This is a genomic window from Synechococcus sp. A15-28 (assembly GCF_014280175.1).
In the GTDB taxonomy this organism is placed as follows: domain Bacteria; phylum Cyanobacteriota; class Cyanobacteriia; order PCC-6307; family Cyanobiaceae; genus Parasynechococcus.
Window position 1 is genome coordinate 859,368 of record NZ_CP047931.1, and the last position, 24,044, is coordinate 883,411.

The 24,044-nt window shown below is 61.4% G+C and carries 30 protein-coding genes; 17 read left to right on the top strand and 13 right to left on the bottom strand.

Annotation, left to right across the window (positions count from 1 at the left end; translation table 11 throughout):
* The first annotated feature begins 61 nt into the window (after window positions 1-61).
* The 4 genes from SynA1528_RS04610 to SynA1528_RS04625 are packed head-to-tail and all read left to right on the top strand — an operon-like array spanning window position 62 to window position 3,576.
* Window positions 62-769 carry a response regulator transcription factor gene (locus SynA1528_RS04610; protein WP_186588278.1) on the top strand — a complete coding sequence of 236 codons (708 nt, stop codon included), beginning with the start codon at window positions 62-64 and terminating at the stop codon, window positions 767-769.
* A 52-nt stretch (window positions 770-821) separates the two neighbouring features.
* On the top strand, window positions 822-1,916 hold the full coding sequence (locus SynA1528_RS04615) for a sensor histidine kinase (RefSeq protein WP_186588279.1): 1,095 nt from the start codon (window positions 822-824) through the stop codon (window positions 1,914-1,916).
* Window positions 1,913-2,665: a pseudouridine synthase gene (locus tag SynA1528_RS04620; protein ID WP_186587907.1), complete on the top strand. Its 753-nt coding sequence runs from the start codon at window positions 1,913-1,915 to the stop codon at window positions 2,663-2,665. Before SynA1528_RS04615 ends, SynA1528_RS04620 begins: the two co-directional genes overlap by 4 nt.
* Window positions 2,656-3,576 carry a helix-turn-helix domain-containing protein gene (locus tag SynA1528_RS04625; protein ID WP_186587908.1) on the top strand — a complete coding sequence of 307 codons (921 nt, stop codon included), beginning with the start codon at window positions 2,656-2,658 and terminating at the stop codon, window positions 3,574-3,576. Before SynA1528_RS04620 ends, SynA1528_RS04625 begins: the two co-directional genes overlap by 10 nt.
* On the opposite strand, the gene malQ is transcribed toward SynA1528_RS04625, so the two are convergent.
* Both malQ and SynA1528_RS04635 read right to left on the bottom strand, forming a co-directional pair.
* Window positions 3,504-5,060: a 4-alpha-glucanotransferase gene (malQ, locus tag SynA1528_RS04630; protein WP_186588280.1), complete on the bottom strand. Its 1,557-nt coding sequence runs from the start codon at window positions 5,058-5,060 to the stop codon at window positions 3,504-3,506. The genes SynA1528_RS04625 and malQ overlap by 73 nt on opposite strands.
* A 32-nt stretch (window positions 5,061-5,092) precedes the next feature.
* Window positions 5,093-6,121 (bottom strand): NAD(P)-dependent oxidoreductase, encoded by a 1,029-nt coding sequence (locus SynA1528_RS04635; RefSeq protein WP_186587909.1) that lies wholly within the window; start codon window positions 6,119-6,121, stop codon window positions 5,093-5,095.
* 56 nt (window positions 6,122-6,177) lie between these two features.
* On the opposite strand from SynA1528_RS04635, the gene SynA1528_RS04640 reads away from it, so the two are divergent.
* On the top strand, window positions 6,178-7,137 hold the full coding sequence (locus SynA1528_RS04640; protein WP_186587910.1) for an LCP family protein: 960 nt from the start codon (window positions 6,178-6,180) through the stop codon (window positions 7,135-7,137).
* Here the strand turns inward: SynA1528_RS04640 and SynA1528_RS04645 are convergent.
* Window positions 7,097-7,627: a hypothetical protein gene (locus SynA1528_RS04645; protein WP_186587911.1), complete on the bottom strand. Its 531-nt coding sequence runs from the start codon at window positions 7,625-7,627 to the stop codon at window positions 7,097-7,099. The two genes, SynA1528_RS04640 and SynA1528_RS04645, sit on opposite strands and share 41 nt — an antisense overlap.
* Before the next feature lie 56 nt (window positions 7,628-7,683).
* Here SynA1528_RS04645 and SynA1528_RS04650 point away from each other — a divergent pair, with 56 nt between their 5' ends.
* Window positions 7,684-8,679 carry a ribose-phosphate pyrophosphokinase gene (locus SynA1528_RS04650; RefSeq protein ID WP_186587912.1) on the top strand — a complete coding sequence of 332 codons (996 nt, stop codon included), beginning with the start codon at window positions 7,684-7,686 and terminating at the stop codon, window positions 8,677-8,679.
* A 91-nt stretch (window positions 8,680-8,770) separates the two neighbouring features.
* On the opposite strand, the gene SynA1528_RS04655 is transcribed toward SynA1528_RS04650, so the two are convergent.
* Entirely contained in the window at window positions 8,771-8,974 is a 204-nt protein-coding gene (locus SynA1528_RS04655; protein WP_186587913.1) for a hypothetical protein, read from the bottom strand.
* Between the two features lie 653 nt (window positions 8,975-9,627).
* Between SynA1528_RS04655 and SynA1528_RS04660 the strand changes: the two genes are divergently transcribed.
* Together SynA1528_RS04660 and SynA1528_RS04665 are read left to right on the top strand one after the other, a co-directional pair.
* Window positions 9,628-10,761 (top strand): glycoside hydrolase family 10-like protein, encoded by a 1,134-nt coding sequence (locus tag SynA1528_RS04660; RefSeq protein WP_286187904.1) that lies wholly within the window; start codon window positions 9,628-9,630, stop codon window positions 10,759-10,761.
* Window positions 10,762-10,764: 3 nt separating this feature from the next.
* Window positions 10,765-10,998, top strand: coding sequence for a hypothetical protein (locus tag SynA1528_RS04665; protein ID WP_186587914.1), 234 nt, complete (start codon window positions 10,765-10,767; stop codon window positions 10,996-10,998).
* Between the two features lie 10 nt (window positions 10,999-11,008).
* On the opposite strand, the gene SynA1528_RS04670 is transcribed toward SynA1528_RS04665, so the two are convergent.
* Both SynA1528_RS04670 and SynA1528_RS04675 read right to left on the bottom strand, forming a co-directional pair.
* A complete protein-coding gene (locus SynA1528_RS04670) occupies window positions 11,009-11,785 on the bottom strand; it encodes a metal ABC transporter permease (RefSeq protein ID WP_186587915.1) in 777 nt (258 codons plus the stop codon).
* On the bottom strand, window positions 11,778-12,470 hold the full coding sequence (locus SynA1528_RS04675; RefSeq protein ID WP_186587916.1) for a metal ABC transporter ATP-binding protein: 693 nt from the start codon (window positions 12,468-12,470) through the stop codon (window positions 11,778-11,780). Before SynA1528_RS04675 ends, SynA1528_RS04670 begins: the two co-directional genes overlap by 8 nt.
* 92 nt (window positions 12,471-12,562) lie before the next feature.
* Here SynA1528_RS04675 and SynA1528_RS04680 point away from each other — a divergent pair, with 92 nt between their 5' ends.
* Window positions 12,563-13,483, top strand: coding sequence for a metal ABC transporter solute-binding protein, Zn/Mn family (locus SynA1528_RS04680; protein ID WP_286187905.1), 921 nt, complete (start codon window positions 12,563-12,565; stop codon window positions 13,481-13,483).
* An 81-nt stretch (window positions 13,484-13,564) separates the two neighbouring features.
* Here SynA1528_RS04680 and SynA1528_RS13215 read toward each other — a convergent pair whose 3' ends face one another.
* A complete protein-coding gene (locus tag SynA1528_RS13215; protein WP_286187906.1) occupies window positions 13,565-13,723 on the bottom strand; it encodes a hypothetical protein in 159 nt (52 codons plus the stop codon).
* An 18-nt stretch (window positions 13,724-13,741) separates the two neighbouring features.
* Here SynA1528_RS13215 and SynA1528_RS04685 point away from each other — a divergent pair, with 18 nt between their 5' ends.
* Window positions 13,742-14,656, top strand: coding sequence for a hypothetical protein (locus tag SynA1528_RS04685; protein WP_286187907.1), 915 nt, complete (start codon window positions 13,742-13,744; stop codon window positions 14,654-14,656).
* Here SynA1528_RS04685 and SynA1528_RS04690 read toward each other — a convergent pair whose 3' ends face one another.
* Genes SynA1528_RS04690 through SynA1528_RS04700 form a run of 3 tightly spaced genes read right to left on the bottom strand, consistent with a single transcriptional unit; the run spans window position 14,657 to window position 17,599 of the window.
* Complete coding sequence (locus SynA1528_RS04690; protein WP_186587918.1) at window positions 14,657-15,979, bottom strand: hypothetical protein; 1,323 nt, start codon at window positions 15,977-15,979, stop codon at window positions 14,657-14,659.
* Window positions 15,976-16,629: a TIGR03943 family putative permease subunit gene (locus SynA1528_RS04695; protein ID WP_186587919.1), complete on the bottom strand. Its 654-nt coding sequence runs from the start codon at window positions 16,627-16,629 to the stop codon at window positions 15,976-15,978. Before SynA1528_RS04695 ends, SynA1528_RS04690 begins: the two co-directional genes overlap by 4 nt.
* Window positions 16,630-16,642: 13 nt before the next feature.
* Window positions 16,643-17,599: a permease gene (locus SynA1528_RS04700; RefSeq protein WP_186587920.1), complete on the bottom strand. Its 957-nt coding sequence runs from the start codon at window positions 17,597-17,599 to the stop codon at window positions 16,643-16,645.
* A 79-nt stretch (window positions 17,600-17,678) separates the two neighbouring features.
* Between SynA1528_RS04700 and SynA1528_RS04705 the strand changes: the two genes are divergently transcribed.
* Genes SynA1528_RS04705 through SynA1528_RS04720 form a run of 4 tightly spaced genes read left to right on the top strand, consistent with a single transcriptional unit; the run spans window position 17,679 to window position 19,429 of the window.
* Entirely contained in the window at window positions 17,679-17,978 is a 300-nt protein-coding gene (locus tag SynA1528_RS04705) for a hypothetical protein (protein WP_186587921.1), read from the top strand.
* Window positions 17,979-18,037: 59 nt separating this feature from the next.
* Window positions 18,038-18,343: a hypothetical protein gene (locus tag SynA1528_RS04710; protein WP_186587922.1), complete on the top strand. Its 306-nt coding sequence runs from the start codon at window positions 18,038-18,040 to the stop codon at window positions 18,341-18,343.
* 28 nt (window positions 18,344-18,371) lie between these two features.
* Window positions 18,372-19,085, top strand: a complete 714-nt coding sequence (locus SynA1528_RS04715; RefSeq protein ID WP_186587923.1) for a 16S rRNA (uracil(1498)-N(3))-methyltransferase — start codon at window positions 18,372-18,374, stop codon at window positions 19,083-19,085.
* Window positions 19,082-19,429, top strand: a complete 348-nt coding sequence (locus SynA1528_RS04720) for a hypothetical protein (RefSeq protein ID WP_286187946.1) — start codon at window positions 19,082-19,084, stop codon at window positions 19,427-19,429. The genes SynA1528_RS04715 and SynA1528_RS04720 overlap by 4 nt, the downstream gene beginning before the upstream one ends.
* On the opposite strand, the gene SynA1528_RS04725 is transcribed toward SynA1528_RS04720, so the two are convergent.
* The 3 genes from SynA1528_RS04725 to SynA1528_RS04735 are packed head-to-tail and all read right to left on the bottom strand — an operon-like array spanning window position 19,410 to window position 20,171.
* Window positions 19,410-19,691, bottom strand: a complete 282-nt coding sequence (locus SynA1528_RS04725; protein WP_186587924.1) for a hypothetical protein — start codon at window positions 19,689-19,691, stop codon at window positions 19,410-19,412. The genes SynA1528_RS04720 and SynA1528_RS04725 overlap by 20 nt on opposite strands.
* Entirely contained in the window at window positions 19,688-19,897 is a 210-nt protein-coding gene (locus SynA1528_RS04730) for a DUF3721 domain-containing protein (RefSeq protein ID WP_186587925.1), read from the bottom strand. Before SynA1528_RS04730 ends, SynA1528_RS04725 begins: the two co-directional genes overlap by 4 nt.
* Before the next feature lie 16 nt (window positions 19,898-19,913).
* The gene (locus SynA1528_RS04735) at window positions 19,914-20,171 is read right to left on the bottom strand and encodes a hypothetical protein (protein WP_186587926.1); all 258 of its coding nucleotides are present in this window, start codon (window positions 20,169-20,171) and stop codon (window positions 19,914-19,916) included.
* 789 nt (window positions 20,172-20,960) lie between these two features.
* On the opposite strand from SynA1528_RS04735, the gene SynA1528_RS04740 reads away from it, so the two are divergent.
* Genes SynA1528_RS04740 through SynA1528_RS04750 form a run of 3 tightly spaced genes read left to right on the top strand, consistent with a single transcriptional unit; the run spans window position 20,961 to window position 23,916 of the window.
* Entirely contained in the window at window positions 20,961-21,677 is a 717-nt protein-coding gene (locus SynA1528_RS04740; RefSeq protein ID WP_186587927.1) for a class I SAM-dependent methyltransferase, read from the top strand.
* Window position 21,678: 1 nt separating this feature from the next.
* The gene (locus SynA1528_RS04745; protein WP_186587928.1) at window positions 21,679-22,824 is read left to right on the top strand and encodes an NAD(P)/FAD-dependent oxidoreductase; all 1,146 of its coding nucleotides are present in this window, start codon (window positions 21,679-21,681) and stop codon (window positions 22,822-22,824) included.
* Window positions 22,825-22,827: 3 nt separating this feature from the next.
* Window positions 22,828-23,916, top strand: a complete 1,089-nt coding sequence (locus SynA1528_RS04750; protein WP_186587929.1) for a type III polyketide synthase — start codon at window positions 22,828-22,830, stop codon at window positions 23,914-23,916.
* The last annotated feature ends 128 nt before the right edge of the window (window positions 23,917-24,044 follow it).

The window sequence follows — 24,044 nt, forward strand, 5'->3', positions numbered from 1 at the left end:
CGACCAATGCAGGCCTGAGGGCCAGACTGGAGGTGTCTCAACACCATCCGGCGTGACCACCATTCCCGCTGCCGTGGCCACCAGCAGATTGCTTGTTGTTGAGGATGACGACAGTATCCGTGAAACCGTCGGTGAAGCTCTCCGCGCCGAGGGATATGAAGTGCTCACCTGCGCCAATGGCTCAGAAGCCCTTGGACTGCTCTCGGGTGAGCCTGCTCAGCCCGTGGATCTGCTGGTGCTCGATCTGATGCTCCCCGGCCTGGGGGGCTTGGATCTCTGTCGTGAGTTGCGGCGATTCAACAACAACACGCCCATCCTGGTGATCAGTGCTAGGGACAGTGAGACGGATCGGGTGCTCGGCCTTGAGGTCGGGGCTGATGACTACCTGGTGAAGCCCTTTGGCCTGAGAGAGCTGGTGGCCCGCTGCCGGGCGCTGCTGCGGCGTGCTCAACAAACCCCTGCTGTTCTTCCCGAGATCTACAGCCACGCCAATCTCTGCCTTTACATCAATGAGTGCCGGGTCACCCGTGACGGCAAGGACCTCAATCTCTCTCCGAAGGAGTACAAAATCCTGGAGCTGTTCCTTCAGCACCCCAAGCGGGTCTGGAGTCGTGATCAGTTGCTCGAGAAGATCTGGGGATTGGATTTCGTCGGCGACACAAAAACAGTGGATGTCCACATCCGCTGGTTGCGGGAGAAGATCGAGGTGCAGCCGTCTTCCCCTGAACTGATCCGCACGGTGCGGGGTTTCGGCTATCGATTCGGCTGAGCAGCTGGTGCTTGTTCCCCTTCTGATCGGGTTCGGTGCCGGTGCCGCCACCATGACGATCATCCAGCGTCGACGCCTGCGAAGGGCTCGCATTGCTGACGAAGACAGTCCTGGTTTTCGCCAAGGCGTGCTGAATGCCCCTCAGCTCTTGGCTTGGATTGATGCAGCAACCCAGGGCTGGTTGATCCTCTCGCCGGATCTGTCCATTGCCTACATCAATGCCAGGGCCGAACGGTTGCTGCACATTTCCAGGAATCTGCTGGTGCGCGGTATGCCGATGGACCAGGTGTTATCGATTCCTCAGCTTGAAGAAGCGATCGTCAGCACCCGCTATCAGCAGCGCCCACAGCGCAGCGAATGGGAGCAGCTGGGGGACCCTCTGGAAGCCCTCGTTTTGCCGGGCTCCGATGAATGGCTGCTGGTGCTGATCCAGAGCCGTCAGTCACTGGAAGCTCAGCAACAACAGCAGGAGCGCTGGGTCAGTGATGTGGCCCATGAGCTCAAGACGCCGCTCACGGCCTTGATGCTGGTGAGCGACCGGCTAGAGATGGCCGTTGAGGGCAGCGACACCGTGCTGGTGCAGCGCCTGCAGCGCGAGCTGCGGCGGCTGCAGTTGATGGTGGAGGACCTGCTGGAGCTGTCGCGCCTCGAAAACAGCCTGCCCCAGGAAAGCAGCAGTTACACCGCTATCACTCTGGAGGATCTGGTGGACAGCGCTTGGACCAGCATTCGCCCCCTGGCGGAGGAGCGCGAGGTGACGATGGACCTGAATCGCTCCGAAACAGGGCCAATGATGGGCGATCAAAGGCGTCTGCACCGAGCGGTGCTCAATCTGCTCGACAACGCATTGCGCTACTCCCCCAACGGATCCAGCGTGGACGTCTCCATCGTTCCCAGCGGTGGCTGGTGGTTGCTCAGCATCCGTGACCACGGTCCCGGACTGAGCGATTCGGACCTCGGCGGCATGTTTCAACGTTTCTATCGCGGTGATCCATCCCGGGCCCGTTCCGCCCGCAGCGGCAGTGGCCTTGGGCTGGCGATCGTGCAACAGATCGCCGTTAATCACGGTGGTCGCATCGAAGCGCGCAACCATCCCAATGGTGGGACCTGCATGGAGTTGGTGCTGCCCAAGAGTCTCAGCGCGTGACCCGGCAGCGTCTGCAGAAAATCATGGCCGCGGCAGGACTCTGCTCGCGGCGGACCGCTGAAGACTGGATTGTGGCCGGCCGGGTCAAGGTCGATGGACAGGTCTCCCGCCTTGGTGATCAGGCGGACCCTGACAGCCAGAGCATCCATGTCGACGGCAGGCCGCTGTCCCCCCGCCGGGAGGCCACCGTGCTGCTCATCAACAAGCCCCCTGGTGTGATCAGCACCTGTCGGGACCCGCGCGGTCGTTCCACCGTGCTGGATCTGCTGCCCAGGCATCTGCGCCGGGGACTCCACCTGGTGGGTCGGTTGGATGCCGACAGCCGTGGCGCCCTGCTCCTCACCGATCAGGGGGACCTGACCCTGAGGCTCACGCACCCCCGCTATGACCATCCCAAGACCTATCGGGTCATGGTGGAGGGGGTCCCGTTGGACAGCAGCCTGCAGCGCTGGCGGAAGGGCCTGCTTTTGGACGGCACCATGACCCGCGCTGCTCAGGTTCGTGTGCTGCAGCGTCGATCCGACCGCACGCTGTTGGAGGTGGTCCTGCTGGAGGGCCGCAACCGTCAGATCCGCCGTGTTGCTGATCTCCTGGGGCATCCGGTCGTTGACTTGCAGCGGGTCGGCATTGCCGGTTTGCGCCTGGGGGCCCTGCCGGAGGGTCGCTGGCGGCAGCTCAGCAGGGGAGAATGGGAGCCATTGCTTGATCGGGTCGAGCCCCGCGCCCCTCAGCACGGTTCATGCGCCTGACGTTTCCGCGCCCCTGGCGGCGTCGCTCCCGTTCCTCCCAGATCGCTATTCCTGACGGCCTCTCCCGCGACGAGCAGCTGCGGGAGCTGGGCCAACTGCTGCAGCAGCGCCGGGAGGCTGAGGGGCTGACCTTGCGGGAGCTGGCTCAGGAGACTCGGATCACCACCCCGGTGATCGAAGCCCTCGAGCGCGGCTGGCCCGACCGCTTGCCCGAGCGGGCCTATCTGGCATCGATGCTGCCGCAACTGGAGCGGCGCCTGGCACTGACGCCGGGGGTGTTGGAGCCGGTTCTCCCCCCGGCCGTGGTGCCCCAGCGCAAGGCGACGTTGGCTCAGCGTCGTTTCACGCCCGGCAGCATTGATGTGTTCACCACCTGGCAGGGCAGCCTGGTGTACGCCATTCTGATCTTCCTGAGTTTGCTGATGATCAACCGTCAGCAGCAGAACCTTGCCCTGCAAAACAGTCAGAGCCTGGAGCCGGTGCGCGTCGACCTGAGCGGCCTGGATACGACTGCAGCCCTGTCTCCCACCGATCCGCAGCTCGACAATCTGCGGCCGCTCGATCTGGCTCGCAAATGGCAGCCGCAGGACTGGTTGAACGCTGCCGGTGGATTGCCAAGGTCCCGCCCGGGGGTGCTGACCCTGCAGTTGACTCAGCCGAGCCAGCTTCAATTGTTCAGCGGCGGTGGGGATCGGTTGCAGCTGCAACTTGAGGCCGGCACGGCGACCCTGCAGTTACTGGCCCCGGTGCAGCTGGTGATCAAGCCTCCGCCGGGGGAGGCCGACCAGCTGCTTTGGAACGGAGAGGCCCTAAAAGCAGAGACAACCCGTCCAGGGACCTATCGGGTGGAAGCCACCAGGGCTGCCGCTCCGGCTCCGCTGCGGCCCCAGACAGCCCCCCGCTCCCCGTAGCCCTTCAGGGCTCCATTGAGGTTGTCGTCATAGTGCGGCAACCGCCAGCTCCAATTGCCTTCACTGGTGCCTGGGGTGTTGAAGCGGGCGCTGTCGTCCAGATGCAGCAGATCCTGCAGGGGAGCCACCACCAGTTCCGCAGTGGTGGCGAAGGCCATGTCGAACAGGTGCCAGGCCGGGGCCTCCACCGGGCCGTTCACCCGGCTGGTGATGAGCTCCCTACTCGCCTCATCAAGGTTGTTCCACCAGCCCAGGGTGGTGGGGTTGTCATGGGTGCCGGTGTACACCACCCAGCGGCTGCCATCGATGTTTTCGGGCAGATAGGGGTTGTCCTGCATGCCATCGAAGGCGAACTGCAGCACCTTCATCCCCGGCAGCTGGAAACCATCCCTGAGGGCCTCCACATCCGGAGTGATCACCCCGAGGTCTTCCGCGATCAAGGGCAGGGCACCGCCACCATCCAGCTGCAGTTTGCTCAGAAGGGATCGACCGGGTGAGGGTTGCCAGCGGCCATTCTGAGCTGTGGTGTCACCCCCCGGCACGGCCCAGTAGCCCGCGAGGGCACGGAAGTGGTCAAGCCGCAGCAGATCCGCCAGTTGCCGCTGACGGGCGATGCGATGCCGCCACCAACGGAAACGGGTGAGGCGATGGCGGCCCCAGCGGTAGACCGGGGATCCCCACAGTTGTCCGGTCTCGGAGAAGTAATCCGGGGGGACGCCGCTCTGCGTGGTGAGTTCGCCGTTTTCCTTGATGGTGAACAGGGAGCGGTGGCTCCAGACATCGGCACTGTCGGCGCTCACATAGAAGGGCAGATCGCCGAACAGCAGTACGCCGCGCTCCTTTGCCAGCGACCGGATGGCCTTCCACTGGCGGTCCAGGTGCCACTGGACCAGCTTCACCTGCAGCAGCGCCTCGCCGTGGTCGTCGCACCAGCGTTGAAGGGCTCCCTCCCGATGCGTCGCCAGCGCTTTCGGCCAGCTCCACCAGGCTCCCTCGTGTTGATCATGCAGAACGCTGTAGCGGGCGTGTTCCTCCAGCCAGGCCTGTTCCTCGCACCAGGACCGGAAGGTGTCCTGCCGCTCCTGGCTCTGTTCGGACCAGCGGCTCAGCAGGGCCGTGGCCAGGGCCTGGCTGCGTTGGTTCGCCAGCGCAAAGTCCACCCTGTTGATGCCGTCGCTGGGGGCATCTGCCCCCGGGAGCGTTGCCTGGTCGTCGCTGCTGATGTAGCCCTCCGCCGTCAGATCTGCGGCATCCAGCAGCCAGGGGTTCAGGGCAAAGCAGGAGGGTGAGCTGTAGGGAGACCCGGTGGGATCCGGTGGCGCCAGCGGCAGGATCTGCCAGACCCCGATGTTGTTGTCCGCCAGTTGATGAACCCAGCGGCGGCAGGGTTCACCGAAGCTTCCGCAGACCGGGCTGCCGGGGAGAGCGGTGGGATGGAGCAGAACCCCTGTGCTGCGCGGCCGCGGTGCTGTGGGCTGTTCCATCGGATCTCCGATTTGTCCCAAGGATGGCCGCTTCAGAACAGGGCGGCATCCCCCAGGTCCTGACCAGCCATTCCGTCCCGCACCACCAGTTCAAAGAACTGTTCCAGGGTGTCATTGCCGTAGGAGGGGGTGGCATCAGCGTCATAGCGCTGCCGCTCGGCGTCCCACACCAACATCGATTCACTGGCGTAGTAGCGCCCGATCCGCCCGAATTCAGCGGTGTCCTGCAGTCCGGGGAACAGGCGCGACAGGGTTTCGAGCAGGTTGATCGGTGCGTCCATCAGGGCCAGCGGCAGCGACAGCATCCGTGGAGATTTCCCGAGAGCTCGGAACAGCATCTCCCCTTGTTCCCGGGCGCTGAGGGCCGGGCCCGGGCCCCCGATCGGCAACATCTGGTTGCGTTTGTCCTCATCCCGCAGGCAATCGGCCATGAAGCGAGCCAGGTCGTCTTCGCTGATCGGCTTGCAGCTCGCCAGTTCACCGCCGCCGAACATCACATAGGGCCCCCCTTTGCGGCAGCTTTCCACTTGCCCACCCAGGCTCTTGAAGAAGGCGGTGGGCCGGACGATCGAATGGGTCATCTCCCCATCGGCCTGCAGTTCCGCTTCAAAGGCCAGCTTGGCCTTCTGAAATTCCAGCAGCGGTTTCTGCACGCAGATCGCTGAAAGCAGCACGTAATGGGCGACTCCAGCCCGTCGTCCCTCTCGATAGGTGTTGAGGGTGGCCTGGTGATCAATGGCCCAGGAGTCCTTGCGACCGCCCGTGCGGGAGGCCAGGCAGGACACCACCACATCCGTGGGCTGGTTGAAGGCCTCTGCCGCCAGGGAGGCGGGGTCGGTGACATCACCGAATCGAACCTCGGCGCCCGGCAGGTCGTTGATCACCTGCTCCTTGCTCTGGCGGCCCCCGATGCCACTTCGTTCTCGGGCGAAGGCCACCACCTGGTAACCCCTCTCCACCAGCTCGCGCACCACATAACGACCGATGTAGCCCGTGGCTCCGAACACCACGACCCTCACCTGTTCGGGCGGTCGGTTGCGGAAGTCGTGGCGCAGAGCCATGGTGCTCGGGACTGGACAACTGGGCGAAACTAGGCGCCGTAGCACGCCTGGGGACGATGACTCCCACCCAACCGAAGCGGTTGATGACCTGGCTGGGCCGATACCCCCTGCGAACCTTGCTGCGCCTTTCCGCTGCCGTTGTGGGCCTTGGTGCCACGGGGTGGATGTTGAGCACGGTCTGGCCGGAGCCCGATCAGGTGGCCCCGGCGGCGCCTGTCGCAGCCGACAACCCCATCAACCTGGCCCCTTTGCCTCTGGGACCTGTGACCCTGTTGCTGGTGGGGATCGATGCGGATCAGACCGGAGATCCCATGAACAATGCGGCGCCGCGGGGACGGGCCAATGCCGATGCTGTGATGCTGTTGCGGGTCGATGCCCAACAGCCACTTCGGGTGCTGCAGGTGCCGATCGAACTCGCACTCCAGCTCCCGGGTCAGACCACGCCTTCCGGGCTCGGCAGCCTCTGGCAGGAGGGCGGTGTTGCCCTCTTGAACGATGCGATCCGGGAACTGGTCGGCCTGCCGGCTGATCAACCGCACCGCTATGTGGTGCTCCCCCGGCGGGTGCTGCGCTCCGTGGTGGATGGCCTTGGTGATCTCGATGTAATCCTGAATGCCTCGTTCCAACGCAAGGATAAGGCGCAGAATTACACGGTTAATCTGCAGGCCGGTCGCCAGAGTCTGAATGGTGCCCAGGCCGAGCAGCTGGCGCGGTATCTCAAGGATCCTTTGGATGATCCCAACCGCCGCTTGCGGCAGCAGCTGCTGATCCGCGCGGTGGTGGAGCAGTTCAGGGGACCACGGACGATGGGCAAGATCCCCGGATTGGTGGACATTGCCGCCAGCGACGTGGAGACCAATCTTTCCAAGGCCGAGATGCTCAGCCTGGCGGCGGCCATTCTCTCCAGTCCTGCATCGGTGCAGATTAAGCAGCTGCCGCTGGCCAAGCGGGCCGGCAAGCAGGTGCTGCGTCAGATCAAGGCTGGGGAGTCCTTGCCCCTGTGGCCACGGCTGTGAGGCTGCGCCGCCTCAGCTCCTGAACCAGGTGGTCAAGCGCGAGCCCCCGTTCTGGCTCGCCTGGGGCGGGAATCCATCCAATCCACGGCAGACCGTCCCGACGACGTTGCAGACGGTTCCATGCTGACCCGATCTGGATCAGCCCCATCAGAGGAGCGCCGAGCTGATGACAGAGGGCGGTGTAGGCCGCGGCTGATCCGGCAACGCCACCTCCGGGTTCGCCGACCACCATCAACAGCAGGGGGTGGCGCCAGTCGGCGAGGGCGTCCAGCCAGCTGCCCCCCTCCGGAAGTTGTCGCGCGGCATCGCCGCTGAGGCGGATCAGGCCCCTCCGAGCCGATGGATCCGACAGCCACTGCTGCGGAGACTCCCCTTCGCTGATGTGGCTCAGCGCGAGTCCCAAGGATTCGGCCAGGGCCGTGCAGGCCTCGCGCATCCGTAGTTCAGGCAAGGGGCCAGCACCCACCAACAGAGGAACGTCTGTGGACATGGGGGTCCTGCTCAGCACTACCATCGGATTACAGCAAACTTCGTCCCGCGGGCGCCGTGACCAGTTTTCTGACCGCAGCGCGCGCAGAACAGGAAAAGCTCACACCGGACACGCGCCGGTTGCGCCTGTTCAGCGGCACCTCCAATCCCGGTCTTACCAGGGAGATCGCGGCCTATCTGGGTGTTCCCGATGGTCCTCGCGTCTGCAAACGCTTCGCTGACGGCGAGCTCTACGTGCAGATCCAGGAGTCGATCCGGGGCTGCGATGTGTTTCTGATCCAGCCCACCTGTGCTCCGGTGAATGATCACCTGATGGAGCTGCTGATCATGGTGGATGCCTGCCGTCGGGCTTCGGCGCGCCAGATCACAGCGGTGGTGCCCTATTACGGCTACGCCCGCGCTGACCGCAAGACCGCTGGGCGTGAATCGATCACCGCCAAGCTCACCGCCAACCTGCTGGTGAAATCCGGTGTGGACCGGGTGCTGGCCATGGACCTGCACTCGGCTCAGATCCAGGGTTACTTCGACATTCCCTGTGACCACATCTACGGATCACCGGTGCTGGTGGATTACCTCTCAACCCAGAACCTCGGCGACATCGTGGTGGTGTCTCCGGATGTGGGCGGCGTGGCACGGGCCCGGGCCTTTGCCAAACAGATGAACGATGCGCCGCTGGCCATCATCGACAAACGCCGCACCGGTCACAATCAAGCCGAAAGTCTCACGGTGATCGGCGATGTCTCCGGCCGGACGGCGATCCTGATCGACGACATGATCGACACCGGTGGCACCATCTGCGCCGGGGCCAGGCTGCTGCGGCAACAGGGGGCGAAACGGGTGATCGCCTGTGCAACCCACGCCGTGTTTTCGCCTCCGGCCAGTGAACGCCTTTCGGCCGATGGCCTATTCGAGCAGGTGGTCGTGACCAACAGCATTCCGATTCAGCAGGAGCGAACCTTCCCTCAGCTGCAGGTTCTCTCCGTTGCCAACATGCTGGGCGAAGCCATCTGGCGCATCCACGAGGAGAGTTCCGTCAGCTCAATGTTCCGTTGAACTTGATTGTCGAGGCACGTCGCTCACCTGTTGAAAGTGGGCAACATCACCAAGTGAAATGTGCAGGCTTTGGGACGGTGGCAACGTCTCTTCAGAGATAAACCTTTCTTCCTTTGGGTGTGATGCGGTAGCGACCGCCTTTGGGTCCAATGTGAATGGCACTGTCAACTGCAGGATTTCTTGGGCGATGGGTGGGTTTGTTGATCCCCTGATCATCCGTATGTCGTGGTTGTACCACGACTTTGGCTCGCACGCTGTTCAGTTGAGCCGTGAGCATCTCCAGAAGTGTTGACATGGTCCTGTCGATCAGCTGAACTCTTTCATTGTGCAGAGGCGTCAATCGACGTTTATGCCTAAGCGCAGTGAGGTGCTGTCAGCATGGTTTGACTTAATCGTACTGGCAATTGGATGTCGTTAATTTAATTTTTCATCTCCTGTTGGCGCGAACCCTGGACACGTTGCAACTGCTCTTTTCCCCGGATGGCGACGTTCTCTTCACAAAGCCTTTGTTGCACACATACGCCAATGCTTTTCCATTTGCCTTGTAACGAACGAAGCACTCTCCAAGCGACGTGAAATTAAATTGGTAGTTGTTCCAATTGGTGTTTTTGTTGAGGTAAGTGCGAAATTCTTCGGGGTTGGAAACCGGCAGTGACCAAGAAGGGGCTGCACTTAAACAGAGTCCTACGCAGGCAAGCGCTATTCCGGCTTTGTGATGACACTTAAGTTTTCCCGTGGTGAAACAAACTGGTCCCGGCCTTTTGCGATCGATGAACAGTGGTAGAGGTCGTTTGGTTTGAGAAATTGCTTCTACTTCCGTTTTTTTTAACATGACCTATGGCGCCGGATCCTCTGGAACGAGCGCAACGCCTTTGGTCGTTCATCGTTGCTAAACAAGGTTCAGGTGTTGTCATTTCCCAGGTGTTCATAGGGGTTGACGTCCAACATTTGGTCAGGGCAACCAGTCTTGCTCTGGGACTGCTGCTGACAACGCCGGCGGTGGCGGAGTCCCGGCTTGAGCGTCTTCTGCCTCGCCGCACGACCATGGGGGTGTGGCTGACCAACAGCCCCAGCAAGCTGTACTACGACCGTGCGCGGATCACAGCAGCACTGGAGCAACTGCAGCAGGCCGGGTTCAATCGCGTGGTGCCCAACGTATGGAGTCGCGGCACCACGTTTCACCAAAGCCGCTTCGCACCGGTGGAGCCACCGCTCGTCAAGGCAGGTGTGGAGGTGGATCCGATCTGCACGTTGGCGGAGGAGGGCCGCAAGCGAGGCATCAAGGTGATGCCCTGGTTTGAGTACGGCCTGATGGAACCGGCCGACGCCGCCGTTGTCCGGGAGCACCCCGAGTGGGTGTTGGCCAAAGCTGATGGTCAGCGCTGGATGGCGATGCATGGGGACCACCGCATGGCCTGGCTCAACCCGGCGCATCCGGAGGTGCGAGAACGGTTCATTGGCCTGGTCGTGGAGACGTTGAAGCGCTGTCCGATGGATGGTCTGCAGCTGGACGACCACTTCGCCTGGCCGATGCAGTTCGGCTACGACCCCTACACCGTTGAGCTGTACCGGCAGCAGACCGGATCAGCCCCCCCGCGTGACCACACCAACCGGATGTGGATGAGCTGGCGTCGCCGTCAGCTCACGGCGTTGCTGCGGGACTTGCGGGAACGATTGAAGCAGGAGGATCTTTCCAAAACGATCAGCCTGTCGCCGGGACCGTTTCGGCAGGCCTACAACCTTTGGCTTCAGGACTGGGAACTGTGGGCGCTGGGGGAGTTGATCGACGAGTTGGTGGTGCAGAACTACGCCTATTCCGTGAACGGGTTTGCCCGCGATCTCGACCAACCGGCGTTGCGCAAGGCCCGCGACTGGCGGATCCCAACCCAGATCGGAATCCTGGCGGGGTTCGGACGACGCACCACGTCCATGGGCGATCTGGAGCAAAAGGTTCGCCTGGCCCGTGAACGCGGTTACGGCGTGATCTTCTTTTACTGGGAGGGCCTCTGGGGTCGGCATGTGCCGGAGACCAACCGCCAGCAACGCTTCGATTCCTTCCGGTTGCTGGGGCGTGAGGACTGAGCCTTGACGGAGATCGAGCTCAACCGACTGCGCGCCAAGTTGCGGCGCCTGGCCTTCACCGAGGAGGCGATTGACCGCACCCTGCGGCGATTTCAGAGGGATCTGGAGACCTTTGAATCAGCCAGCCGGATCATCGAGGGCCTTGAGCGTGAGAAACCAGAACAGCAGGTGCTGCAAGCCCTGGCCTGTGGCCTGATCGCGGCCGTGTTGGGGGGATGGTTCGCCACTGTGAGCTAGCTGATGAGAATCAGGGGCGTTTGAACAGCAACAGCCCCACACACAGCACGCCAATCAAAGGGCCAGGGGGGAGATCCGCGGCAACCGCGAGCATCATGCCGCCGCCACAGAGCAGCAGGCCTGTTCCCGCAGAGCGCAGCATCAACCCCCGCAAGCTCAGGCAGCGGTCCACATGCACCAGCACAGGAGCACAGAGCAGGGCGATCACCAGCACGATGCCCACAGCCGTGATGGCGCTGATCACCACGAGGGCAGTGATCACGATGGCGGTGAAACGAATTCTGGACACCGGGCGTTTGGCCGCGACGGCTCCATCGGGATCGACGCCGAGGAACACCAGATCGCTGTAACACCGGCTCAGAAGCACCAGCAGCGCGACGGTTGCCACGGCGGTGCGAATCAGGTCTGCTTCGTTGGCGGCCAGAAGGTCGCCGAACAGCAGGGTTTCCAGATCAACCCGCGCCTGCAGCAAGGGCACCATCAGCACGCCAAGGGCGGTGAATCCGGCCAGAACAGTGTTCATGGCACCTTCTTCTCGGCCTTTGAAGCGTTGGTTGAGTCGTTCCGCCAACAGCGCCCCGAGCAGTCCGCTGATCAGGCCGCCGATGGTTGGGTCGAGTTCGAAAGCCAGCGCCAGGATCAGGCCGGGCAAGACCGAATGGGCCATCAGATTGGCCAGCAGGATGCGCCGCTGGGTGATCAGCAGTGAGCCGGTCGCTGGGCAAATCAGCCCGATCAGCAGGGCCAGGATCAATGGCGTCAGCCACCAGAGGTCGAGCTCAGCCACAGCAATAGCTCCCCATCAAGCAGGCCATGTCGTTGAGCTGGTCGCGCACCTCAGCGGGGGGTCCCGCGGCAAGCACCCTGCGATCCAGAACGATGACGTGGTCGTAACTGTCGAGGGCACTGCCCCAGTCGTGGCTGCTCACCAGAAGGGTCTGACCGGAGCTGGCCTGTTGGCGCATCACCCCGAGAAGGTGCTCACGGCTGGGGGGATCGATGGCACTGCAGGGTTCATCAAGCAACAGGACGTCGCTCTGCTGCATCAAGGCTCGGGCCAGCAGCACCCGTTGCTGTTGGCCACCGGAGAGCTGATTGAGACGCCGCCCCCGCATCTCCCCCATTCCGACCCGCTCAAGCAGGGTCTCGGCCGTCGTTGTGCCATGGCTTTTGGTTTGTCCAAGCCTGACCATGTCCCTCACGGTGATGGGAAAGGTCCAGTCGATGGCTGCCTTCTGGGGCATCAGGCCAATGCTGCCGCAGCATTCAAAGGTTCCTCCCGAAGGTTGGAGGCGGCCATGCAACAGATGCAGAAGCGTTGATTTGCCAGCGCCATTGGGCCCAACCAGTGCCGTCAGCGTGCCGGGCTGGAGCTCCAGGTCGACACGCTCCAGTGTTGGTTTTGGGCCGTAGCTGTAGCTGAGATTCCTGGCTGCGAGATGCCCCTTGATGGACGAATGCGGTTCTGTCACAGCTGCGGTGGGTTCACTTCATCATGCGGTCGCGATTGGGTTGCGCCAACCCGTTGAACTGTAAAAATGATAATCATTCTCATTCGAGTGTCATGGCGCGTCCTGCGCTTTTGGTCAAGGGTCTGGCGGTCGCCCTGGGCGTTGTCTCGGGTTGTTCAGTCGCGGCGCAGGCGGCCCAGCCAAGCGTTGTGGCTGTGGATGGAACCCTGTGTGACATCACCCGAACGCTGGTGGGAGCGGCGGCGAAGGTCACCTGCCTGATCCCCCCGGGTGGTGATCCCCACGGCTACCGCCTCAAGCCCAGCGACCGGCAGGCCATCGCAACGTCGGCAGCGGTGGTTCACATCGGCTTTGGTCTCACCCCTGCAGCCAATGAGATCACCAGTCCTGGATCTGTCGTGGCCGTTGGCGAACAGGTATTGCCGAATTACAAGGGCAACGACCCCCATGTCTGGCATGACCCAGCCAACTCGGCCGCCATGGTGTCCGCACTGAGCACTGCTCTGATTCCTGTTCTGCCCGCATCGGAAACAGAAGCTCTAAAAGCTCGCGCGACGGCAGCCATTGCTGTGTTCAACGACCTCGGCCGTTGGGGAGCCATTCAGTTTGAAACGCTGTCTCAACCGCATCGGGTGATCGTCACCGATCACAAGACCTATAGCCACCTGGCCGATCGCTACGGGGTGGATGAAATTGCCATGCTTGATAGCTACACCACTGGGGGTGTGCTGCGTCCCTCCAGCCTGCGCAGGATCAGCAAGGAGATCAAAACTTCAGGCGCCAAGGTGATTTTCACGCCATCGATTCCTCCCAACAAAACGCTGCGCAGGATCAGTAAGTCAACCGGATTGCCGATTGCGCCCACACCACTGTTTGGTGAGGGAACAGCTGCCGGAGAAACAGCGATCTCCACGGCGGCGATCAACATCTGCACGATGGTGCAAGGGCAGGGCGGGACCTGTGATAAGGCCTCTGCTGAGGCCCTGAATGATCGTTGGCAGGCCATTCGTTGATGCCTGCTTGACGTTCAGACGTCCAAGCATCCTCAATCTTTTTTCCTCTCTCTCAACATTTTTTCTCCCGTGTTCGTCTTCTCAGCCAAGCCACGTCTCAGGCTCCTGCTTCTTGGCCTGCTTCTGCTTCCTTGCACTGCAGCCCGTCCTGTCCTGGCCCATGGATCCCATGGGGGAGGTGATGAGGAACTTGAGGCTGGTGAGATTGATTTCACACCTCTGATCACCATCGAAGGGCATGGTGGGTTTGAAACCAACTTGGATGACAACCCCAAGCATTACGCCATTGATGGATCGTTTGGTGGCGTGTTCCAGTGGGGCTTGGGCAACGGCGGAAGTCTCACCATTGAAGCCGCCGTGGGACCTTCAGTGGTGTGGGGTGAGGCTGAACATTTTTACGGCAAGGTGCATGTTGATGATGATCATGGTCATGAGGACGATCATGATCATCACGACGAACATGCTGAGCACGATCATGACGATGATCACCACGCCCGTCGTCGGCTTTCACGGGAAGATGATCACGACCATCACGATGACCATGACGATCATCACGACGAGCACGCTGAGGATGATCATCATGAGCACGCAGAGCATGCCCACGATGAACACGGGCATGGTGATCCTGAGCTAAAACGAACAGACGTTCGTGGTTTCGTCAGCGTGCGTTACGCACCCAACGATCGCCTCAGCCTCACGGTGGATTGGTTGCCCTATTACGTCACCAAGGATCAAGGTGACGATATCCAGGGCTTAAAGAATGAGTTGGGTGCTGAAGTGGTTTGGGCGCTTGGCGATGGTGACGTTGATTTCGCACTGGGTGATGGTCTGGAGAACATTCTCGAGGGCGTTTTTCTCTCAGTGATGCACCGTCAGGGATGGGAATCCGATGGCACCTGGATGGGCAACTACACCGATCCCCGCCTGGGCGTTGGTTTCAACATTGATCAGATCAATGTCACCATCGATGCCGGGCCTCGTTTCTACACACCTGGCAGCTATTCAGGTTTGAGTCAGCGGACTGACTTTGCCGGTGAAGTGGAAGTCTCGATCCCCGTTGGCGATGCCGTTCTGTTCGCCCATTGGAAGCCGACCTACAGCCCGGATGATTCTCCTGGCTGGGGTGAGGGATGGCAGCACCACCTCGGTACGGGGGTGACTTTCAGCTTCTGATCAGCCCGCCGGCAGCCAGCGGGCTTCCTTGATCGGTTCGTCCATCACTTCCCTCACGCGGAGAGTGTCGGCCTCGATCAGGGCGGCTCGCCCGCCCTTGAGATCGGGTTGGTTCAACGTCATCAACAGAGTATTGCCGACGGGGTTGTGCTCCATCCCTGTTCCTGGGCTCAGGGTCCAGGGGGCCAGATTTCGCCGTTTAAGGACGGTGCCTTCGCTGTTGAACTGCACCAGTTCATGTTGGCTGCGCCGGCCCTGCCAGATTCCCAACACCGCCCAGATCCGATCGCCGGAGCCATTGCAGCTCACCGCCAGCACTGCCTGGTCTCCGAGGTGGAGTTGTCGCGGTGCCAGGCCTGGGATCACCAGTTCGATGGAGCGGCGGTAGTCCGGCCAATGGCGGATCAGCACCGCGCGGCCCGATGTGGAGCAGAAGGCCCCCAGTTCACGGCTGCCCGGCAGCACTTGGGGAGGCTTGCCGTTGTCCTTGAGTGGCCGGATGCTGATGCCGTCGTAGCCCGGCACCACCAGGCCACCGCCGGCTGGCAGCAGCTGCATCGGTCCGGAGGAGGGCAGCTCCAGCATCTGTCGCTCGCCGTTGGCCAGCAGCAGCTCAAGGGTTTCACTGCCCGGTTTCAATCCACCGGTCTGCACCAGCAGATCGCCATTGAGGTTGCTGCTGATGTGTCCAAACAGCAGATCGCCCTCACTCAGTGGTTCCAGAATGCCTTGGGCAGGAACTCCCAGCTGCTGTTGCGACAAGGCAAGGTTGCGGGGGGTGAGCCGTTTTTGCCAGATCGTCTCTTTGCCATTGCCGTTACTGCTCACCATGGCGATACCGCTGCCGTTGCCGAGGGGAACCAGGCTCTGCAGCGAGGCCCAGACAGGGCTGAGGGGATGCCACTGGCCTTGCCGGTCCTGCAGCTGCAGCTGCTCCCCGCCCTCTACTTGCCGCGTCACCAGCAACCACGGGCGTGGATCCCACCATCGCGTCTGAGGCGTCATCGGTTGCATGCGCTGGTCGCGGCCCGCCAACGTCAGTGAGATGGGGGCATCGATGGGCGTCATCCCCTCGAGGATCAACCGCAGTCGGTTGCCTTGGCCCAGCCAGCGATGGGGCAGTGCAGGGTCAAGGCTGCTTTCCGCCGCCAGGTAGTTGCGGTGCATCGCGCGGCTGAAGCTCACGTCCAGCGCCGCTCGCCCGGACTGCAGCCGTTGAGGCTGGAGATCAAGCAGCCGCGGGGCCCGTCGCAGCAGCAGCTGTTGCTGGAGGACCACGGTCGCAGCAGCCAAAAGCAGCAGCAGCGTCAGCCTGCGCGTCATGGCTCCAGCGGTCGCTCGGGGCGGGGGATGGGCTTGATCACGGTCGGCACCACCACAGCGGTGGCTTCACCATTGCGCGGGGCGACCGTCATCCGGCCCTGAATCGCCAACCACTGATTGGCTTTTGGTTTGTCACCCTCTGGCCAGGCCACCGCCAGTCCCGCTGGGGTGGCATCGGCCAGGCAACAGCGCACGGTGAGCCTGGCGATCAACGGCGGCCCCTCGGGTTGCCGCCACACGAAGCCGCTGATGATGACGGGATTTCCGTCCACCAGCTGCGGGTCGGGCTGGCTGCGCAGCAGTCGCACCCATTCCGTGAGGCTGCGCTGCTCCGGCGGCAACACGAAGGCGAGCTCTGCTGGCTCCGGCAGACCCTGGGGGCGGTTGCTTGCCAGATCACTGAAGGAGGGGTTCGGAGGGATCAGCAACACCAGACAACCCACTGCTGCGCTGATCAGCCATGGCCGGCGCGTGGCCTCGCGGCGGCGGCGATGTCGGATCACAAGCAGGAGTCCTGCTGCGAGCAAAACGGCTCCAGAAGCACCCACGAGGCTGTGAAACACCCCACGCAGCAACAGATCCAGGCGGCCGCTCAGCACGCTCCAGATCACCATCCATCCCCAGAGGATCAGCAGCAATCCGCGACTCATGCCATCCCCCGGATCACAGCTGCCACAGGTTGACCCATTGGCCGATCAACAGCACCCCCAGGCTGGCTGCGACGGCGGTGATGGCAATGGCGCGGGGCCGCATCAGCACGGTGAACAATCCCGCCAATTTGAGGTCAACCACTGGTCCAAGCAACAGGAAGGCCAGTAGTGCCCCCGGCGTCACCTGCGCCGCGAAACCGAGGGCGAGGAAAGCATCAACGCTCGAGCACACCGACACCACCACCGCCAGCACCATCAACGCCAGGATTGATCCTGTCGGCGCCCCGCCGATCGCCAGCAGCCAGCTGCGTGGCAACCAGGTCTGCACGGTGGCGGCGATGACGCAGCCCAGCACCAACAGAGCCAGCAGATCCAGGAATTCGCGACTGCTCTGATCCAGCACATCCCGCAGTGATGGGCGCTGCGGCCGTGGTGCCGTGCTGGCGGGCAGCGGTGCACCGATCAACCCGCTGCCCCGTTGCAGCAGGTCAAGCTTGCGCAGCGGTTGACTGAGGCGCCGTTCGCTCAACAACGCCGCTTCCAGCAGCTGTGTTTCAGGCAGTTGTGCCAGGAGCAAGCTCAGCAGGATGGCCAGAAGGAAGGCCCCCAGAGGCCTGGCGATCAGCAGCCAGGGTTGATCGGGAAAGGCCGCCCAGGTGCTGGCCAGCACGATCGGATTGAGCACCGGTGCTGCAAACAGAAATCCAAAGCCTGTGCCCAGGGGCGCGCCACTGGCGAGCAGGCGGCGGGCGACCGGCACATTGCCGCACTCGCAGGCCGGCAGGGCGAACCCCATCAGTGCGCCGGTGATCGGGGCGAGCACTGGGTGACGGGGCAACCGGCTGATCCAGGCCCCCTGGGGCACCAGCCAACGGGCCAGGCCTGCGATCACCACCCCCAGCAACAGAAACGGAATCGCCTCCAGCAGCAACCCCTGAAAGATCGCCCAGGCGGTGGCCACTCGTTCCACGTTCTGGCAGTTATACCTGAATGGATTCTCACAGCTTTACCAGCCATGGCGATGGCGCACTGTGCGACGTTGAAGGCTGGTGCGGGAGCACGCGGTGCCGTTACGGAGGGTGTTGTCAGGGCTGGTGTTGCTCTCAACCCTTGGTGCGGCTGCTCATGCTCAGACCCTCGACCAACGCTTTTTCCAGGTGCAGCTGCTGCTGGATCAGATCCAGCTGGCGGCCTCGACTGGAGACGCCGCTGGGGTGTGTGCCCTGTCCCGCCGTGCCAACGACCGCTTGCTCGACATTCTTCCGGCCCTGCAGCGGCAGCGCCCTGGGCTTGATCACGCGGCTCTCCAGGACCGGATTCTTCTGGGGTTCAGCCGCTGCGATCGGTAGGTCCACTCATTGCTGAGCGCTGATCCGCGATCCAGCTTGTTGTCAGTGAATGCACTGCGATGGAATTGATCCAGACCTTTCAGAACCGTCTGCTGCGCTATGAGTCGACGGCGCTACGGGATCGCCAGGCCCATTTCAGCGCTGCACGCAATCTGGCGCGGGCCCAGTTTCTGCTCGGGGATGCTGAACTCAGTCAGCGGTTGTGGCAGGACGTCGCCGATCGGGGGCTGGATGTCGAGCGGATTGAACAGCTGATGTACGGCTGCTGGTTTCAGGACGATCCAGAAGCCATGGCTGAGGCCGATGCGGCGTATCAGAGCCGGACGGCACCGCCCGAATCACCAGGCATTTTCGAGCACTGCTGATGGCTTTGCCGCCAGGTTTTGAGTTGCGGTGAACATCCTGCTGCTGCGCCCAGGGGACAACTGGCTTGATGCGACCACGGTGCACATTACTGATCACAGGGCTGATCACCTCCGCCAGGTGTTGCGATCAGTTGTGGGGGAGTTGATCCGGGTCGGCGTTGTGGGGGGGCAGCGGGGTGATGCACGGATCCAAGCGATCGATGCCACCGGCGTGACCCTCAGGGTTGCACTCAACGAACCGCCCCCGCCACGGCACCGATTCGACATCGTCCTGGCCCTACCGCGCCCGAAGATGCTGCGCCGGATCCTGCGCACCGTGGCGGAATACGGGGTTTGCAACCTCTTCCTGATCAACAGCGCCCGGGTGGAGAAGAGCTTCTGGCAAACCCCGCTTCTGTCGACCGACAAGGTGGAGGAGGCCCTGATGGCGGGGATGGAGCGGGCCCGGGACACCGTGGCGCCGGTGGTCCATCAGCACCGGTTGTTTCGCCCTTTTGTGGAGGATCAACTGTCGACGATCTGCGCCGGTCGCCCCTGCTGGCTGGCGGAGATGGGATCAGCCCTGGCCCTTTCAGCGACCCCCGCCGTACCGGCGGTGGTGATGATCGGTCCGGAGGGAGGCTTTGTTCCCTTCGAATTGGAGTTGGCCCAGTCGGTGATCGCGCAGCCGGTGCATCTGGGCACTCGGGTGCTCAGTGTGGATACGGCATTGACGGCCGCATTGGCGCTGGGTTGGCGATGATGGATGGCAACGTCAACACTGCATCGATGGGTGAGATGAACGACCAGGCCGGACTGGAGGCGTTGGTGGCAGATCTGGGCAGCGGCAATGTGATCGATGCCGAGCTGCTGGAGGGTTGTTCGGTAGAGGCCCATGAGCTGGATGAGATGGGACCCGAGGAGGCCGCCCAGGTCGCTGCCCACTGTTTTGCCACCTTGTTTGGCCAGACCGTGGAGTCCGCTCAAGGCAGCGAGGCCGATGCGGATGCAGGCCGCTGGGCCGGAACGCTGGACGGCTTTGGGTTCGTGATAAGCCGGGATGACCTGGGGGACCTGGTGCTGGACTTCAGCGGGCCGGCGTCCTGATCAGCAGCACGAGTCCGGAGACGGTCACCACGACGGTGAGCCCCCCGAGGATCACCGAATAAATCGGTTGAAGGTTGATCGGCCCGAAGTCTCCGGTGTGGATCTTCAGCAGCCAGAAGGCATCGATGTCATTCTCCAGGAGCAAGCTGTAAAGGGAACCGGTTCCAGCCGTCAGCAACAGCGGTGCTGCAGCGATCGGCACCAGCCAGCGGTGCAGGCGTCTAGCCTGGCGCTGTTGATTGCGGTTGGGCTGCCTCGTCATTGCTTGCGCATCTGCTGATGCAACTCCCGTTCATCGGAGCAGGGCATCCAACGACCGTTGTTCTGGTGAACCGTGGAGCAACCGATCTCCACCGCGCGGCTCATGGCCTCGGCTTCGTTTTCGTACATCCCCTTGCGATGGGCCTGAGCCCAACCGCTGTAGAGAAGGGATGTGCCAAGCAGCGCGAAGAGAGCGAACCGATGCATTGAACCGGACCCTGGATCAACGGCCTTCGCAGTGCCGGAAAGCCTTGAGTTCGTTGATTCTGCCAGGTCCCTGCTGGCTGCCGGGATTAATGGCATCACGCATCTGGATCTGCGCATCGACGCAACGGTTGAAGCGGTGATGTCTGACCGCCTGAGGAATGAGCAGCAGCGCCATGGCGAACAGGCTCAGGCTGCTGAAAGCAGCCAGCACGGGGTAGGCGTGGGCTCGCACCATCTCCCGGGCGGAAAGGGACTGATTGATGTGGTCGGTCATGACCTGGCACATTGCTTAGTCATTCTGGAGTGATGCTGATTGAGCCTTGCGTGGCCGGTAGCTTGTGGAGCCGATCCGAGCCCAGGGCCACACACCACGTGGTGAGCCAATCCCGTTCTGCGAATCCTGCCGACCAACGCTGGGGTTTCTGGCCGCTGCTGCCACTTAGCTCTTAGTTGCAGGAACAGTTCTGAAGGGCTTGTCCCTGAGTTGTCCCAAGTTTTTTGTGCAACTGGGCCGATTTGTGGCCAAGCGAGCCTCAGCACTGCTGACCGATCTCCTGATCCTGCTTTTGAGTTAGGTGGAGCTGTTTTTTTGTCGTGGCTGTCGAATTATCCCTGCCTTGATCCATTCTACCTCTGAATCACTGCATCGATAGTGAACGTTGTTGCTGGTAAGTAAGAATCCTGGAGATCAATGCTGATGTTTCTTGGCGTTGCTACTAATTAATTGTATTCACTAATAGACAGCTTGAGATTCTTGTGCCTGATGTGTTTCTTTCGTTCTGTGTGCCTGTTTAATTCATGATGAAGCTCGACAGGATGGCCTTATATGAGTTTACGACTCTCTTGAGCTAGCAAAGAAATTAATGGTTGCACAGTAAATTCTGCTTTTCTTAGGCTCAAGTTGATATTTGGGATTCAAATTAATTATGTCTTTCAGACTTCCAACTATCTGTGGATCTTTCAATAAATTGCAGGCTCGGCTTTGCGGGCAGCCAGTGGCTTCGGCAAAGCAGTCACTACCACCCTCGTTTCTTCTAGCTTTGTTGCAGGAAAGGTTCTACACATGTCTTCTGGCTGGACCTCGATGCAACGTGATCGGCAGCCCGAAGTCATGGACCAGCCGGGGCTCGATCCAGCCGAGCACGACCGAGCCCTTCAAGGTCTTCGTCGTATCAACGGAATCAGTCGCTGTGTGCCAGGGCTGTTTCGTCACGTAGAGGCGCTCGCAGGTGAGAGTCCAGCCACTCAGCTGAGCGTGCTTGAGCTGGCTTGCGGAGGTGGCGATACGGCGATTGAGCTTGCTGCGCTTGCCCGTAGACGCGATTTGGATGTATTGGTTCAAGCCTGCGATCTGAATCCTGAAGCGGTGCGTCTCGCCCGCCGCAATGTGGCCAGATCAGACAGCAACGTTGGTGTGTTTGTTGCTGATGCTTTGGACCCGTCTGAATCCAAACAATTTGACGTGGTGTACTGCACCCTTTTTGTTCACCATCTCGATCCACCCGATGTGGTGCGCCTACTCAAAGGGATGACAGCTAGGGCTCGTCGACTTGTGATTGTCGATGATCTAATTCGCAGCCGTCTTGGGTATTCCTTGGCTTGGATGGGTACACGACTGCTGAGTCGATCCTGGGTGGTTCATCACGATGGTCCACTGTCGGTGAAGGGAGCTTTTACTCCTTCAGAGATCCTGGACCTCGCCTCTCAAGCTGGATTGCACGATTGTGTCTTGGAACGGACCTGGCCCGAGCGCTACCGGCTCTGCTGGAGACCCCACTGACATGCAAAGCAATTGGGATGTAATCGTGATAGGGGCAGGAGTTGCCGGAGGCTTGGCAGCCTTCGATTGTGCAAATCGCGGCCTGCGAGTTCTGCTCGTCGAAAAACGGTCCTTCCCTCGCTGGAAGGTGTGTGGTTGCTGCTTTAACGCCAATGCCTTGGCAGCTCTGACTGCCACAGGCCTCCCGAACTTCTTTGATGATCAGGGTGCCGTGCCCCTCGATCAACTTCGTCTTGGTTGGGGTGGCAAGTCGCTCAAGCTTGAGTTGCCAGGCGGTTGGGCACTTTCGCGGGAGCGCTTCGATCAGGCTTTGGTCAACGCGGCTGAGGCTGCTGGTGCAACAGTGCGCTTTCAAACCGGTGCCGTGCTTGAGGAGATCACTCCCGATGGGCGAATGGTGCGATTACGACCGCCGGGTGATGCTCCCATTGAACGGATCAGGGCCCGTGTGGTTCTCGTTGCAGCCGGACTGCAGCACCAGGTGATGTCCCCCTCCCATGCGGCCAGCTCGAGGAGCACCCCGGAATCGAGGCTTGGGGCAGGCTGCCTCATCAATGATGACGACGGCTCCTACGAGTCAGGGGCGATTCATATGGCCATTGGCCAGCGTGGCTATGTCGGCTTGGTTCGACGTGAGGACTGTGCTCTCAACCTGGCGGCCGCTTTCGACCGCGCTGTGGTCAAGTCGTCTGGCGGTGTGGCGCGTGCGGCACAACTTGTTCTGACTCAAGCCGGCTTCACTTTGCCTCGAAGATTGGAGTCGTCTCGTTGGCAATTAACTCCTGCGCTCACCCGTCGTGCTGGTTTGTTCGCTGGGGATCGCTTTTTGTTGCTTGGCGACGCGACCGGTTATGTGGAACCGTTTACCGGTGAGGGTATGGCGTGGGCTCTCGCCGCTGGGGCGGCGGTTGCTCCATTTGTGGAGGAGGCTCAGGGTGAATGGTCAGCGGATCTCGAGCGTCGCTGGCAAAGGAGGTTGGTGGATCTGACGATCAGCCGTCAACGGGTTTGCAGTGTGTTGTCGACGTTGTTACGACAACCGCTCACCACAAATGTGTTGTTCAACCTTGGGTGCCAATGGCCTGCGATCCCGCAGCGCATTATTCGCAGCCTCAACCGGGTATCTCCTCTGATGGCGAGTTCCTAAACCATGCCTCTCATCCTTCATGGCATTGGTACGGCGGTGCCATCTCGGCGACTGAGCCAGGCAGATGCCGTGCAGGTGGCACATCGCATTAATGCCGAAACCCCTGAGCAGGTAAGGCTGATGACACGCATCTATCAGAAAACCAAGGTGCTCAGCCGTGGAAGTGTGCTGCTGGAGAAGGATGGAGACGATGGCGCGATCCAGGAGCGTCTCAGTTTCTACGGCGAAGAAAGCCCTGGTACCGCCGAACGGATGCAGGCGTTTGAGGATCATGCCGGTGAGCTGGCTCTTGAGGCCGCTGCAAAGGCGCTAAGCGATAGCGATATCTCAGCCACGGCGATCACGCATCTCGTCACTGTCAGTTGCACCGGTTTTCAGTCACCAGGTGTTGACCTTTTCTTGATTGAAAAGCTTGATCTATCGCCGAGTGTTCAGCGAACCCATATCGGATTCATGGGATGCCACGCTGCGCTGAATGGCTTGCGTGTTGCCCACGCCTTTGCGGAGATGGATCCCAAGGCTGTTGTTCTGCTGTGCGCTGTAGAGCTTTGCAGCCTCCATATGGCTTATGGCTGGCACCCAGAGCAGGTTGTTGCCAACGCTTTGTTTGCCGATGGGGCGGCTGCCGTTGTCGCCTCCGTCAATCCTGTCCCTACCCATCAGACCTTGGCGTTGCGACGCAGTGGCTCGATGGTGATTCCAAACAGCTCAGATCTGATGCACTGGGAGATTGGCGACCATGGTTTTGCGATGGGCTTGTCGCCCCTTGTTCCGGAAACGGTTGGCGCTGCCTTGTTGCCCTGGTTGCGAGATTGGCTCAAAGAGCAGGCCATTGATCTTGAGGCGGTGACGAGCTGGGCTGTTCATCCAGGGGGCCCCAAGATTCTCTCGACCTGTGCCGAGGTTTTGTCGCTGGACCCAGGCCTACTGCACGAGTCCAGAGGCATACTTCAGGATCACGGCAACATGTCATCCGCAACGATTCTGTTCATCCTTGAACGGTTGAGGCGGCGGGAATGTTCCGGTCCTTGTCTTGCACTTGCCTTTGGCCCTGGGCTGAGTGCTGAGGTAGCACTTTTTGATTTTCAATAACAGTCAATCTTCGTTTTGCCTGTTTCACTGCCTGAGGAATTAATACCGCATCTGAACATCTCTGTCTGATCAGATGATGTTGCTCGGCGATGTCACACCCGGGTAACCCTAAGGCGTCAGTGGCGTAA